The organism is Undibacterium sp. TJN25, assembly GCF_049339885.1.
Taxonomy (GTDB): domain Bacteria; phylum Pseudomonadota; class Gammaproteobacteria; order Burkholderiales; family Burkholderiaceae_D; genus Undibacterium.
The window spans coordinates 274,255-288,319 of the sequence record NZ_JBMPPM010000001.1 but is presented as its reverse complement, the minus strand read 5'-3'; the positions used below and the strand labels follow the sequence as shown (position 1 = coordinate 288,319).

The following is a 14,065-nucleotide window of genomic DNA, read 5'->3' as shown; positions in this document are numbered from 1 at the left end:
AGCGCGTTTTTACACGCGCAAGGATTCCAGCAGCTCCGTTTCAATTTGCAACTGGCTGCGCGGACTTTGCAGGGCGGCGCCGTCAACCAAAAATACGTCTTCCACCCGTTCTCCCAGCGTCATGATTTTTGCCGTGTGCAGGTTGATTTTGTATTTGGCCAGCACATTGGCAATTGCATACAGCAGGCCTGTCCTGTCATTGGCCGAGACCGACAGAAGGAAATACTGGCCGCGCTCGTCCGGGCGCAAATCCACGGTCGGCACCATGGGGAAGGTCCGGGATAGCCGTGACAGGCGTCCCTTGTTCGGCGAGGATAGCGGCGTCTGCTGCATCAGCACTTCTGCCAGTTCATGCTCGATCAGGTTGATGATATCGCGGTAATTGTTGGCAAATGCAGGTTCGATGACGAGGAAGGTGTCCAGCGCGTAGCCGCCCTTGGTGGTATGGATTTTTGCATCCAGGATGCTAAAATTCTTGCCGTCGAAATAGCTGCAGATACGGGCAAACAGATCGGGCTGGTCGCGCACGTAGACGGTGACCTGCAAGCCTTCGCCTATCGGCGACAGGCGGCATTTGACAACCGGCACCGGGCTGTTGATCTTGTCGTGCAGCGAACGCGTCTGCCAGGCAATGTCGGATGCGTCATGGCGCAGGAAATAGGCGACATCCAGCTGCTGCCACATCTGTTCATGGGCATTGCCGGGCAAGCCGTACAGCCTCAGCGCTTTCAATGCGTCTTCCTGGCGGTTTTTCAGTTCGCGGTCCGCAGACGGTGCTTCTCCACCCAGAACGCGCAGCGTAATGCGGTACAGGTCTTCCAGCAATTTGCCTTTCCATGCGTTCCATACCTTGGGGCTGGTGCCGCGGATGTCGGAGACTGTCAGCAGGTAGAGCGCCGTGAGGTGGCGCTCATCCTTGACTAGCCTGGCAAAAGCCTGCACCACGTCCGGGTCTGACAGGTCCTGCTTTTGCGCCACGTGCGACATTGTCAGGTGGTGCTGCACCAGGAAGATGATCAGTTCCGAATTTGCCTTGGAAATGCCGTGGTCGTAGCAGAATTTCTTGGCGTCGGACATGCCCAGCAGTGAATGGTCGCCGCCCCGGCCTTTGGCGATATCGTGGAACAGCGCGGCGATATACAGCACCCAGGGCTGCGTGAAATTGGCCATCAGCTGGCTGCAGAATGGATATTCGTGCGCATGCTCCGTCATTGCAAAACGGCGCAGGTTGCGCACCACCATCAGGATATGCTGGTCGACCGTGTACACGTGGAACAGGTCGTGCTGCATCTGGCCGATGATGCGGCGGAAATTGGGCAGGTAGCGTCCCAGGATGCTCATCTGGTTCATGCGCCTTAGCGCATGGGTCAGCCCTTGTGGGGATTGCAGTATCTGCAGGAACAAACCGCGGTTGAAAATATCATGCCGGAAACCGGCGTCTATCTGGAAGCGGGCATGCCATAGCGCGCGCAGGCTGCGGGCTGTCATTCCTTTGAGTTCAGGATGGCGGGCCAGCAGCAGGAAAATTTCCAGCAGTGCCGAAGGCTCGTTGTCGAACAGGTCGTCGCTGGCGATATCGATCAGGCCGTTGACCTCGTTGAAGCGTTCATTGATGGGGTGCGGAACCGAAGGCTGCGGAAACAGGCTGGCCTCGATATTTTGCAGCAGGATGGTGTTCAGCTGCGTGACGGCCTTGGCGGCCCAGTAATACCGCTGCATCAGGTGTTCGCTGGCGCGGCGGGATTCTGTGGTCTTGAACCCGAACGTCTCGGCGATGGCGGTCTGCACGTCGAAAATCAGCCGGTCTTCGCGCCTGCCTGCCTGGATGTGCAGGCGTATCCGTATATCCTTGAAGGCGTGTTCATTGCGTTTCAGCTGGCGCGCTTCAATGTCGGTGATCAGTCCGCGGTCTGCCAGCTCTTTCCAGGAGTTGCCGAGGTTCGCGGCCTTGGCTACCCACAATATCACTTGCAGGTCGCGCAATCCTCCCGGGCTTTCCTTGCAGTTTGGTTCCAGGCTGTAAGGCGTATCTTCGTACTTGACGTGACGCTGCTGCAGCTCCAGCAATTTTTCCTGGAAAAATCGCTGTGGGTCCATGCTGGCAATATAGCGTTCCTGCAGTTCCTTGAACAGCTTGCGGCTGCCAGTCACGAGCCGCGCTTCCAGCAGGCTGGTCTTGACGGTGATGTCGGCTTCGGATTCTTGCAGGCATTCGTCCACGGTGCGTATGCTGTGGCCGAGATCCAGGCCTATGTCCCAAAAAATCTGGACCAAGTTCTCCAGCTTTTCCCGCGTTGGCTTGTCCGGATGTTCCGCCAGCAGGATCAGCACGTCCACGTCGGAGTAGGGATAGAGCTCGCCACGGCCGTAGCCGCCAACGGCGATCAGGGCGGCGGCTTTCGGCAGGTCGAAATTTTTCCAGATTTTAGCCAGCACGCCATCCACGCCGCGGCACAGGTTCTGCAGCAGTTGTTCGGCTTTGAAGTTTTCCTTGAAGGCGGCGATGACCGTTTGCTGTCCGGCCTTCAATTCCTCCTTGAACTGTAATGCGGGTGAGGCTGTTACTGCCATTATGCGGGTACGCCTGACTGCGCCTGCGTCGTGATGAACGCGGGCGGAGGAGGGGAGCCGGCCGATAGCGTCAGCACTTCATAGCCGGTTTCGGTGACCAGGATCGTGTGTTCCCATTGCGCGGAAAGGCTGCGGTCCTTGGTTTTAATGGTCCAGCCGTCGCCCATTTCCTTGATTTCACGACGGCCTGCATTAATCATCGGTTCTATCGTGAAGATCATGCCAGGCTGCATTTTTTCCAATGTGCCTGGACGGCCGTAATGCAGGATCTGCGGTTCTTCGTGAAATACCGTGCCTATGCCGTGGCCGCAGAACTCCCTCACCACGCTGTAGCCGGCTTTTTCGGCATGCTGCTGGATCGCATGGCCGATGTCGCCGAGGTGGGCGCCGGGTTTGACCTTGGCAATGCCTATCCACATGCACTCATAAGTGATCTCGTTGAGGCGTTTGGACAGGATGGAAGGCTCGCCGATCAGGAACATACGACTATTGTCGCCATGATAACCATCCTTGATGACGGTAATGTCCAGATTGACCGAATCGCCGTTTTTCAGCACCTTGTCGCCCGGTATGCCGTGGCAGATCACATCGTTGACCGAGGTGCAGATTGCTTTCGGAAACGGTGTATAGCCTGGCGGACAGTAGTTCAGCGGCGCCGGGATCGTACCCTGAACGTTGACCATGTATTCATGGCACAATCTGTCCAGCTCGCCGGTGGTAACGCCTGCCTTGACGAAAGGGGTGATGTAGTCGAGCACCTCGGAGCCCAGCCGTCCTGCGATGCGCATTCCGGCGATGTCCTGGGGGGATTTAATAGAGATAGATGTCATGCTGGCCAACCGTGTAGGCAATAGGAAATAGGTAGGGCTGATTCCGGCCGCGGCATCGGATGCCGCAGGCAGAATGTTTCAATGCAGATTATAGTCTAGTCCGGACACGCGATGTCCGCTCAGGCAATATTGGCATAGACTTGAAAGGTGCATGATTTTCGTAGTACAATTGATGGTTAGCTTGAATGAGTTTCTTGCTAATGATTGGAAAATCATTTTATTAATGCACGAATCTGGTCTAAAAGGGTGTCTGGCAACGCCGGATCACTGACTGGATTCAAGACCTAACCCTGGAGTTATTATGTCTGTAACAATGCGCGAAATGCTGGAAGCCGGCGTCCATTTTGGTCACCAAACCCGTTTCTGGAACCCTAAGATGGCTCCGTTCATCTTCGGCCATCGCAACAAAATTCATATCGTCAATCTGGAAAAAACCCTGAGCATGTATCAGGAGGCGATGAAATACATTCGTCAGCTGGCTTCCAATCGCGGCACTATCATGTTCGTTGGCACAAAACGCCAGGCACGCGAAATCATCGCTGCTGAAGCGCAACGTGCAGGTATGCCTTTCGTCGACCAGCGCTGGTTGGGCGGCATGCTGACAAACTTCAAAACTGTCAAAACATCGATCAAGCGTCTGAAAGACTTGGAAGCTTCGGTAGAAGACGGTTCTGTAGAAAAACTGAGCAAAAAAGAAGCGCTGATGTTCCAGCGTGAAATCGTCAAGCTGCAAAAAGCTATCGGCGGCATCAAGGACATGGGCGGCATTCCTGACGCAATCTTCGTGGTTGACGTCGGCTACCACAAAGGTTCCATCACTGAAGCAGCAAAACTGGGTATCCCGGTCATCGGCGTGGTTGATACCAACCATTCCCCAGAAGGCGTAACTTACGTCATCCCAGGTAACGATGACTCCTCCAAAGCGATTGCCCTGTACGCTCGCGGCGTTGCCGATGCTATCCTGGAAGGCCGTGCCAATGCAGTCAACGAAGTAATCGAAGCTATCAAGCCTGACGCAGACGAATTCGTTGAAGTGGAAGATCAAGCTTAATTCAAGCTTTTTCTGACTGATATGCAAGTAAAAGGGGCAACAGCAGTTGGCCCCTTTTTTTAAACAGATTTTGATAATGAGCGCCTTGCGGCGCTAATTTGAACTAGGAGAAAAACATGGCGGCGATTACAGCAGCGATGGTAGGTGAATTGCGTGCAAAGACTGATGCACCGATGATGGAATGCAAAAAAGCCCTGACTGAGGCTGAAGGCAATATGGAACGTGCAGAAGAGTTGCTGCGCGTTAAGCTGGGTAGCAAGGCTTCCAAGGCTGCTTCCCGTATTACTGCTGAAGGCGTTGTTGCTGCTTTTATCTCCGGTAATGTCGGCGCGCTGGTTGAAGTTAACTGCGAAACAGATTTCGTGACCAAGAACGATGATTTCATCGCTTTTGCCAATTCCTGCGCAAAACTGGTTGCCGAAAACAATCCTGCAGATGTTGCCGCTCTGGTAGCTCTGCCTTTCGAAGCAGGCACAGTAGAATCTCACCGTGCAGCACTGATCGGCCGCATCGGCGAAAATATGTCTATCCGCCGTTTCAAGCGTTTTGATACGACTGCCAAGCTGACTTCCTACCTGCACGGCACACGTATCGGTGTCATGGTTGAGTATGACGGCGCCGAAGAGCAAGTTGGTAAAGACGTGGCAATGCACATTGCTGCGATGAAACCGGTTTCCCTGTCCGCAGACGAAGTTCCTGCCGACCTGATCGAAAAAGAGCGTTCAGTTGCTTCGCAAAAAGCTGCCGAGTCCGGCAAGCCTGCAGATATCGTTGCCAAAATGGTAGACGGTTCCGTACAGAAGTTCCTGAAAGAAGTTTCCCTGCTGAACCAGCCTTTCGTCAAAAATGACAAACAGACTGTTGAGCAAATGCTGAAATCGGTCAATGCTTCGATCAAATCCTTCGCCATGTTTGTCGTGGGCGAGGGCATTGAGAAGAAGCAGGATGATTTTGCAGCGGAAGTGGCTGCGCAGGTGGCGGCAGCAAAACAGGCGTAAGCAAAAAATGCGGGCCGAAAGGCCCGTTTTTTTAAAGCTTAATCTTGTTGGAATGGCATCTGTCATTCCAATTTGCATTACGAATAAGTGGACCGGTAGTGTGTTTTTGTTGGAGTTGTCTTCGTCTGGTTTGGCGGCGGAGCCAGAAACAGAACGTAACGATGTGGTTTTGCAGTACCGTACTTGTTTTTAATGCTAATTCTTTATCTATTTACCAGAAGGAGTCCAGACCGTGACCAAACCTGCTTATAAGCGAGTTCTTTTGAAGCTCTCTGGCGAAGCCCTGATGGGCGATGACCCGTTCGGCATCAACCGCGCCACGATAGAGCGCATGGTGGCAGACGTTGCCGAAGTGGCAAAACTGGGTGTTGAGCTGGCCATCGTCATTGGCGGCGGCAATATCTTCCGTGGCGTTGCGCCGGGTGCGCAAGGCATGGACCGCGCGACTGCCGACTACATGGGTATGCTGGCGACCGTGATGAATTCGCTGGCGCTGGCCGACGCAATGCGCCAGGCGGGCATCACCGCGCGCGTGATGTCGGCCATTGCGATTGACCAGGTGGTGGAGCCTTATGTGCGTCCCAAGGCGCTGCAGTATCTGGAAGAGGGCAAAATCGTCGTGTTTGCAGCAGGTACCGGCAATCCGTTTTTCACTACCGACACTGCTGCGGCATTGCGCGGTTCGGAAATCGGCGCCCAGATCGTACTGAAGGCTACCAAGGTGGACGGCGTCTACACTGCCGACCCTAAAAAAGATCCGACCGCAACCCGTTATTCCACCATTTCCTTCGACGAGGCGATTGCTCGCCACCTGCAGGTGATGGATGCCACCGCGTTTGCCCTGTGCCGCGACCAGAAGCTGCCGATCAAGGTTTTTTCCATCATCAAGCCGGGTGCGTTAAAGAACGTGATTATGGGTGCAGACGAAGGCACCTTAGTACACGTATAATTTATCGTTTAATATTATTTGGATGGCCGCTTAGCCAGCTTCTTAATCAGAAGCAGCTCCAGGCAGTTTGAATGGCAATACGGATCCGCACCGCACTTGTAATAGGGCGGCTGCGCGGATCGGGAGTTTTTGCCATGCCTGGAGGTTTCGGCGTTGCCAGTATCGATGCACAGGAGGACAGCATGACTGTTGTAGATGTAAAGAAAAATACCGAGCAAAGAATGCAAAAGTCGATAGAGACGCTGAAGTCGGACTTGTCCAAAGTCCGCACCGGCCGTGCTCATACCGGCATATTGGACCACGTGCAGGTGGACTATTATGGTTCGCCCACGCATATCACGCAGGTTGCCAATGTGACGCTGATCGATGCCCGCACCATAGGCGTACAGCCGTGGGAAAAGAAAATGATCTCGGCGATTGAAAAAGCGATCCGCGATGCCGACCTGGGCCTGAATCCGTCCACCCAGGGCGACATGATCCGCGTCCCTACGCCGCCGCTGACCGAAGAGCGCCGCAAGGAAATGGTCAAGCTGGTCAAGACCGAAGGCGAAGATTCCAAGATCGCGATCCGCAACATCCGCCGCGACGCCAACGAATCGCTGAAGAAATTGCTGAAGGATAAAGCCTGCTCGGAAGATGATGAGCGCCGTGCGCAGGACGACGTCCAGAAGCTGACGGACAAATTCGTCAGCGAAGTGGACAAGCTGCTGGCTGAAAAAGAAAAAGAAGTTTTGACAGTTTAAGCATTTAATCCGGCAATCGACGTTCATCATCCTGGAAATACATGACCCACGCTAGCTCCACCAAAGAAGTTCCGGCTATCGGCGCCATTCCACGGCATATTGCCATCATCATGGATGGCAATGGCCGCTGGGCGACCAAACGGTTTTTGCCGCGCGTGGCGGGCCATGCCAAGGGCGTGGAGGCCGTGCGCGCTGCAGTGGAGGCGTGCGCGCGCAAGGGCGTCGAATATCTGACGCTGTTCGCCTTCAGTTCCGAAAACTGGCGCAGGCCGGAGGAAGAGGTCTCCTTGCTGATGCGCCTGTTCGTCACCGCGCTGGAAAAAGAAGTCGCCAAGTTGCATGCGAATGACATCCGGCTTAAAGTGGTGGGCGATTTATCCCGTTTTGACCAGAAGCTGCAAAAGATGATACAGGTTGCGCAGGCAAAGACCGCCGGCAACAAGGGCATGACGGTCACTATCTGCGCCAACTATGGCGGCCGCTGGGATATCATGCAGGCAGTCAACCGGCTGCAGCAGGAAGGCAAGCTGGAAGGCGGCATCAGCGAAGACCAGCTGGCTTCCTATCTGTCGATGGCATACGCGCCGGAGCCGGACCTGTTCATCCGTACCGGCGGAGAGTCGCGCATTTCCAATTTCCTGCTATGGCAGCTGGCCTATAGCGAACTCTATTTTACGGACACTTTTTGGCCCGATTTCGACGCATCTTCACTGGACACCGCTATCCTGTCCTACCAGTCCAGGGAGCGGCGTTTCGGCCAGACCAGTGCGCAACTGGTGGAACAGGCATCCTGACCTCATAGGAACTTAATGCTTAAAACTCGCATAGCGACGGCGCTTGTATTGTTGGCAGTATTGCTGCCGATTTTGTATTTCGGAAATTTCCTGGCTTTTTCCATCGTCGCTATCCTGTTTTTCGGGGTTGCCTTGTGGGAGAGCCTGCGCCTGTTTAAAAACCCCGCTCCCGTGATCGCCGCAGTAGTCTGGGCTGCGCTGTTTGCCTACATCACACTGAGCGGCGCTGCGATTTCCTTTTCTTTCCTGTTCATGCTGTGCGCGGCCTTCTGGCTGCTGCGCCTCGTTCCCGCATTGAAGTTAGGTTTGCCGCCATTTAACGGCGCTTCCAATGCGTTTTTGAGCGGCGTCTACAGCGCTTCCATCTTCGGCTGTTTTGTCGCGATCGCCGTGCTGTTCAGGCACTCGCCGGTTTTTCTGCTGTCCGTGATGGCAATAGTATGGATTGCCGATATCGGCGCCTATTTTTCCGGCAAGGCATTTGGTAAGCGCAAGCTTGCCCCCACCATCTCGCCGGGCAAATCATGGGAAGGCGCAATAGGCGGCTGGATTGCCGTGTTATTGATCGCTTCCCTGGTGGCTGTTCAGCCGATGCTGGCCGACACCTTTCCTGCACGTATGCTGGTCAAGGGCGGCTGGGCCGCCCTGGTCGTTGTAATGAGTATTTTGTCGGCGGCCAGCGTGGTCGGCGATCTGTTTGAGTCCATGCTGAAACGCCGTGCCGGAATGAAGGACAGCAGTTCCCTTTTGCCTGGGCATGGCGGCGTGCTGGACCGTATCGATGCTTTGATACCGGTCTTGCCGGTAGCGGCTCTTTTGGATTATTGGTGGTAACAGGCATGAGCATTGATCAGCAGCGCAAACAGGTTCCAGGCACGCAGCAGTTAAGCATATTAGGTTCCACGGGTTCTGTAGGGGTCTCCACGCTGGATGTGGTGGTGCGCCACCCGGACCGCTATCGCGTGTATGCGCTGACGGCGCATACACAGGTGCAGAAACTGGCCCTGCAATGCGAGCAGTTCCGCCCCGAAGTCGCAGTGGTCGGCTCGGCCGCCGCCGCCGCCGAGCTGCAGACACTTCTGCGTGAAAAGAAAATTGCCACCCAGGTAGAGCATGGCCCCGAGGCCCTTTGCAAGGTTGCCAGCGCATCTGGCTGCGACACGGTGATGGCCGCCATTGTCGGCGCCGCCGGGCTGGCGTCGTCGCTCGCTGCAGCGCAGGCAGGCAAAAAAGTGCTGCTGGCAAACAAGGAAGCGCTGGTGATGTCCGGCCAGCTGTTCATCAACGCTATCATCGAGAACGGTGCGACGCTGCTGCCTATCGATAGCGAGCACAACGCGATCTTCCAATGCCTGCCGCGCGACTACCAGCGCCAGCCGGACCGGCATGGCGTCCGCAGGATCGTGCTGACGGCGTCCGGCGGGCCTTTCCTGAACCGCGACGTCGAATCCCTGACCAATGTGACACCGGATGAGGCGGTGGCGCATCCGAACTGGGTCATGGGCCGGAAAATCTCGGTGGATTCGGCGACGATGATGAACAAGGGCCTGGAAGTCATCGAGGCGCACTGGCTGTTCGCCACACCGGCTGAACAGATTGAAGTCGTCATCCATCCGCAAAGCGTGATCCATTCCATGGTGTCCTATGCCGACGGCTCCATGCTGGCGCAACTGGGCAATCCGGATATGCGCACGCCTATCGCCTACGGTTTGGCGTATCCTGACAGGATAGATTCCGGCGTGGCGCCTTTGGACCTGACCCAAATTGCCAAGTTGAGCTTTGAAGCGCCCGATCTGAAGCGCTTTCCCTGCCTGGCGCTAGCGTTTGATGCATTAAAAACAGGCCGCTCGGCGCCGACCATACTGAACGCCAGCAATGAAATCGCTGTCCAAGCGTTTTTGGACGGCAAAATCGGCTTCAGGATGATAGACCAGATAATTGCCCGCACCTTGGACAAAGTCGCGGTGACGGACATACAGGATCTGGCCGGCATTCTTGAGCAGGACCGGATAGCGCGCGCAACCGCAGAGGCATTCATCGCATCATGATCTTATTGCAGACCATACTGGCCTTCATGGTGGCGCTGGGCACGCTGGTGGTCATTCATGAGCTTGGACACTATACCGTCGCACGCCTGTGCGGCGTCAAGGTGCTGAGATTCTCCGTGGGCATGGGCAAAGTGGTTTTTTCCCGTAGATTCGGACCCGACCAGACGGAGTGGGCAATTTCCGCGTTGCCGCTGGGCGGCTACGTCAAATTGCTGGACGCCAGGGAACAAGATATCGGCAGTCTTTCCGAGCAGGAACTCAAGCGCGAATTTTGCCGGCAATCGGTATGGAAGCGCATTGCGATCCTGGCAGCGGGGCCGCTGGCTAACTTCCTGCTCGCGATAGTGCTGTTTTCCGGTTTATATTTCCATGGCGTACCCGAGCCGGTCAGCAAAATCCAGGTCAGTTCAGAGCAGTCTCCCGCTTATGTCGCCGGTCTGCGCGCGGGTGATCTGGTAACCAGTGTCAATAATGTTCCCGTGCTCGGCTGGTCCGACCTGCGCTGGAAGCTGATGGAGCTGGCCCTGGAAAAAGCGCCGGCCAGCCTCGGCGTCAAAAGGGCAAACCGGGACAGGGCAGGCACTTACGACCAGTTGACGCTGTCCTTGCCGCTGGACCAGCTTTCCAGCAAGGACCTGGAAGCTGATTTCCTGTCCAAGCTGGGGATGTCGATCTCCTTGCCTAAGGCGACGCTGGCCGAGGTAATGCCCGGTGGGGCTGGCATGAAGGCAGGACTCAAGCCTGGCGACGTAATCCTGCAGGCGGGTGGCAAGAATCTGGCAGATGCACAGCAGTTTACCGGGATGGTGCGGGCTTCCGCAGGACAGACACTGGATCTGCTCGTCAAGCGCGGCGTGGACGAGCTGAATATTGACGCGGTTCCGGATGTTGTGGAGGAAAACGGCACGAAAATAGGGCGCTTGCAGGTGGCAATGACCGGGCCTGAAATGCAGCTGATCCAGACTCCGTTATGGCAGTCCGTCGGGCGCGGTACCCAAAAAACCTGGGATACCAGCATCATGACGTTTAAAATGCTGGGCAAAATGCTGACGGGCGAAGTTTCCTGGAAGAACATCACCGGCCCCATTACGATCGCGGATTATGCCGGGCAGACCTCCAGAACCGGCGCCATCAGTTATATCAGCTTTATCGCGCTCATCAGTATTAGTCTCGGAGTAATGAATTTGCTGCCTATTCCACTGCTGGATGGAGGGCATTTGTTGTATTATTCGCTGGAAGTTTTGACGGGCAAGCCTGTTTCCGAACGTTTCGGCGAAATTGCCCAGCGCGCCGGGGCAGCTCTGCTGATGACCCTGATGGCGCTCGCTTTTTTTAATGACATTGTCCGACTAGTGTCATAATGCTCGGCTGAGCCGGCCGGGCATGCAATTTCTTTAAGGAAATTGGTGTTTTCGGCGCTCAGCAAGATGCGTTCAAACCAAAGCGCATGGTGGCAAGGCGGTGTACGACTGGGAGGATATCCCGGGCAGGTGCGCGATGCCCTCCAGCGTGTGTTTTGGTTTGAACTCGGAGGGGGTTGGAATAAACGTTGCGCGAAGAACATTTCAGCGCGCTGCGTGCCGGGATGATGAGGGCTGCCGCTGAAAGTGCAAGCCGGCTCTCCATTCCAGGCAGGTTTTATCCCGGCCCCTACAAAGCAATTTGATTGTCAACAGGCCCTAAGATTAAACAACAACCAATGAAATTACATATCGAGAACGTTGATCACCTTACTTTGCCTAAATTACGCCGACACGTGTTGGCATTAGCTGCACTCGCTGTATGTTCTGGTAGCGCAATGGCAATTGAACCATTCATAGTAAAAGATATACGGGTTGAAGGCATCCAGCGTACCGAAGCGGGAACGGTGTTCAGTTACCTGCCTGTACGCGTCGGCGAAACGTTTGACGATGCAAAAAGTACTGCGGCGATCAAGGCCTTGTACGCAACCACTTTCTTCAAGGATGTGCAGATTGAGGCGCAGGACGGCGTTCTGATCATCTTGCTGGAAGAGCGGCCATCGATCGCCGGTGTGGATTTCACCGGCACCAAGGAATTTGAAAAAGACAATCTGGTCAAGGCGCTGAAGGACATCGGCGTTGGCGAATCGCGTATTTTCGATAAAGCCAGCGTGGACCGTGCCGAGCAGGAATTGAAGCGGCAATACCTGTCGCGCGGCCTGTACGGCGTGCAGATTACGACTACGGTGACGCCGATCGAGCGTAACCGCGTCAATGTGACATTTGCCGTAGACGAAGGCGACATCGCCCGTATCGCGCAAATCAATATCATCGGCAACAAGGCCTTCTCCGACAGCGAGTTGCGCGACATGCTGGCCTTGAGAACGCCGGGCTGGTTCACCTGGTACACCAAGGCCGACCAATATTCCAAGCAAAAACTGTCGGGCGACATAGAAACTCTGAAGTCTTTCTATCAAAACCGCGGCTACCTGGAAATGCAGGTCGAATCGACGCAGATTTCCATTACGCCGGACAAGAAAGACATCTACATCACCATCAATATTATTGAAGGCGACAAGTACACTGTGTCGGGCGTCAAGCTGGAAGGCGAAATGTTCGGCCGCGAAGATGAGCTGGCCTCGCTGGTCTTGCTGAAAAGCGGCGATACGTATAACGCCGCGAGATTGACCGACAGCACCAAACGCATTTCCGAGCGCTTGGGCAATTTCGGCTATGCGTTTGCCAACGTCAATGCAAACCCGCTGCTGAACAAGGAAAAGAAAGAAGTTGCGTTCACGATCTTCGTCGATCCGGGTAAGCGCGTCTACGTGCGCAAGATTAATCTAGCCGGTAATACCCGCACGCGTGATGAAGTCATCCGCCGCGAATTCCGCCAATTTGAAAGCTCATGGTACGACGGCGAGAAAATCAAACTGTCGCGCGACAGGGTAGACCGTCTGGGCTACTTCAAGGAAGTCACGATTGATACGCCAGAAGTGCCGACCAGTACCGACCAGGTAGACGTCAACCTGACCGTGACTGAACGGCCAACCGGCAACATCCAGCTGGGCGCAGGCTACTCGCAGCTGGAACGCCTGACCCTGTCCGGTTCCATCCAGCAGGCCAACGCATTCGGCAGCGGCGATACGATAGGCCTGGAAGTCAACACCAGTTCGCTGTACCGCACCATTGCATTGACGCACACCAATCCGTATTTCACGGATGATGGCGTCAGCAAGAGCACCGAGGTGTATGTCCGCACCACGCGTCCCGTTATCGGCAGCGTCGGCGATTATCGCATCCAGACCACGGGCGCAAAACTGAGTTTCGGCGTGCCATTCTCGGAAGTGGATACCGTGTTCTTCGGCCTGGGTTTCGAGCGGACCAACGTCTCAACCTTCCTCGGGAGCCCATTCCGCTACCTGAAGTATGTGGCGGATTACGGCAATGCGGTCAAAGACCCAACCGACCCGAATTACGGTATCGGCGACTCCATTACCAACTCTTTCCCGCTGACAGTGGCGTGGCAGAGGGATAGCCGGGACAGCGCGCTGATTCCTACAGTGGGCCGTTATCAACGTGCCAACCTTGAACTGTCGGCTATCGGCAGCTTCAAGTACTATCGCGCGAGCTACCAGGCGCAGCTGTTCAAGCCGGTGTATAAATCCATTACACTGGCGCTGAACGGCGAGTTCGACTACGGTCATGGCATAGGCGGCAAGCCTTATCCTCTGTTCAAGAACTACTATGCCGGCGGTATCGGCTCGGTTCGCGGCTATGAATCGTCCACACTGGGCACCAAGGATCCTAACGGCGATGCACTGGGCGGCGCCAGCCGGGTCTTCGGTAATGTAGAATTACAGTCGCCTTTCCCGGGTTCCGGCAATGACAAGAGCTTGCGCTTGTTTACTTTCTTCGACTTCGGTAACGTTTTCGATGAAAACCAGAAAATACGCGTACAGGACATGAGGGCAGCGGTCGGTATCGGCCTGAGCTGGATTTCCCCTGTGGGCCCGTTGAAGCTGAGCTATGGTAAACCGGTGAACCTGAAACCTGGCGACAGGCCTGAAGCGTTCCAGTTTAATCTGGGCGGCGGCTTCTAAAGATACAATGGCGGTGTA

The 14,065-nt window shown here is 55.3% G+C and carries 11 protein-coding genes; 9 read left to right on the top strand and 2 right to left on the bottom strand.

Annotated features, from left to right (window positions below):
* Positions 1–9 precede the first annotated feature (9 nt).
* Positions 10–2,571, bottom strand: coding sequence for a [protein-PII] uridylyltransferase (locus ACO0LO_RS01300; RefSeq protein ID WP_422962380.1), 2,562 nt, complete (start codon positions 2,569–2,571; stop codon positions 10–12).
* Positions 2,571–3,401, bottom strand: a complete 831-nt coding sequence (map, locus tag ACO0LO_RS01295) for a type I methionyl aminopeptidase (protein ID WP_422962379.1) — start codon at positions 3,399–3,401, stop codon at positions 2,571–2,573. The genes ACO0LO_RS01300 and map overlap by 1 nt, the downstream gene beginning before the upstream one ends.
* Before the next feature lie 301 nt (positions 3,402–3,702).
* Between map and rpsB the strand changes: the two genes are divergently transcribed.
* From rpsB to bamA, 9 genes are all read left to right on the top strand, one after another.
* Positions 3,703–4,452, top strand: coding sequence for a 30S ribosomal protein S2 (rpsB, locus tag ACO0LO_RS01290; RefSeq protein ID WP_422962378.1), 750 nt, complete (start codon positions 3,703–3,705; stop codon positions 4,450–4,452).
* A 116-nt stretch (positions 4,453–4,568) separates the two neighbouring features.
* Positions 4,569–5,450 (top strand): translation elongation factor Ts, encoded by an 882-nt coding sequence (gene tsf, locus ACO0LO_RS01285; RefSeq protein ID WP_422962377.1) that lies wholly within the window; start codon positions 4,569–4,571, stop codon positions 5,448–5,450.
* A gap of 232 nt (positions 5,451–5,682) precedes the next feature.
* Entirely contained in the window at positions 5,683–6,399 is a 717-nt protein-coding gene (pyrH, locus tag ACO0LO_RS01280; protein ID WP_422962376.1) for a UMP kinase, read from the top strand.
* 182 nt (positions 6,400–6,581) lie between these two features.
* Positions 6,582–7,142: a ribosome recycling factor gene (gene frr / locus ACO0LO_RS01275; RefSeq protein ID WP_422962375.1), complete on the top strand. Its 561-nt coding sequence runs from the start codon at positions 6,582–6,584 to the stop codon at positions 7,140–7,142.
* Between the two features lie 41 nt (positions 7,143–7,183).
* A complete protein-coding gene (locus tag ACO0LO_RS01270; RefSeq protein WP_422962374.1) occupies positions 7,184–7,936 on the top strand; it encodes an isoprenyl transferase in 753 nt (250 codons plus the stop codon).
* Between the two features lie 15 nt (positions 7,937–7,951).
* Entirely contained in the window at positions 7,952–8,770 is an 819-nt protein-coding gene (locus tag ACO0LO_RS01265) for a phosphatidate cytidylyltransferase (RefSeq protein ID WP_422962373.1), read from the top strand.
* A 5-nt stretch (positions 8,771–8,775) separates the two neighbouring features.
* Positions 8,776–9,984 (top strand): 1-deoxy-D-xylulose-5-phosphate reductoisomerase, encoded by a 1,209-nt coding sequence (ispC, locus tag ACO0LO_RS01260; RefSeq protein ID WP_422962372.1) that lies wholly within the window; start codon positions 8,776–8,778, stop codon positions 9,982–9,984.
* Complete coding sequence (rseP, locus tag ACO0LO_RS01255; RefSeq protein WP_422962371.1) at positions 9,981–11,345, top strand: RIP metalloprotease RseP; 1,365 nt, start codon at positions 9,981–9,983, stop codon at positions 11,343–11,345. The genes ispC and rseP overlap by 4 nt, the downstream gene beginning before the upstream one ends.
* A 338-nt stretch (positions 11,346–11,683) precedes the next feature.
* On the top strand, positions 11,684–14,047 hold the full coding sequence (gene bamA / locus ACO0LO_RS01250) for an outer membrane protein assembly factor BamA (protein ID WP_422962370.1): 2,364 nt from the start codon (positions 11,684–11,686) through the stop codon (positions 14,045–14,047).
* The last annotated feature ends 18 nt before the right edge of the window (positions 14,048–14,065 follow it).

Coding starts and splice junctions, on each gene's coding strand:
- ACO0LO_RS01300 (WP_422962380.1), bottom strand. CDS start 2,571: ATGGCAGTAACAGCCTCACCCGCATTACAGTTCAAGGAGGAATTGAAG.
- map (WP_422962379.1), bottom strand. CDS start 3,401: ATGACATCTATCTCTATTAAATCCCCCCAGGACATCGCCGGAATGCGC.
- rpsB (WP_422962378.1), top strand. CDS start 3,703: ATGTCTGTAACAATGCGCGAAATGCTGGAAGCCGGCGTCCATTTTGGT.
- tsf (WP_422962377.1), top strand. CDS start 4,569: ATGGCGGCGATTACAGCAGCGATGGTAGGTGAATTGCGTGCAAAGACT.
- frr (WP_422962375.1), top strand. CDS start 6,582: ATGACTGTTGTAGATGTAAAGAAAAATACCGAGCAAAGAATGCAAAAG.
- ACO0LO_RS01270 (WP_422962374.1), top strand. CDS start 7,184: ATGACCCACGCTAGCTCCACCAAAGAAGTTCCGGCTATCGGCGCCATT.
- ACO0LO_RS01265 (WP_422962373.1), top strand. CDS start 7,952: ATGCTTAAAACTCGCATAGCGACGGCGCTTGTATTGTTGGCAGTATTG.
- ispC (WP_422962372.1), top strand. CDS start 8,776: ATGAGCATTGATCAGCAGCGCAAACAGGTTCCAGGCACGCAGCAGTTA.
- rseP (WP_422962371.1), top strand. CDS start 9,981: ATGATCTTATTGCAGACCATACTGGCCTTCATGGTGGCGCTGGGCACG.
- bamA (WP_422962370.1), top strand. CDS start 11,684: ATGAAATTACATATCGAGAACGTTGATCACCTTACTTTGCCTAAATTA.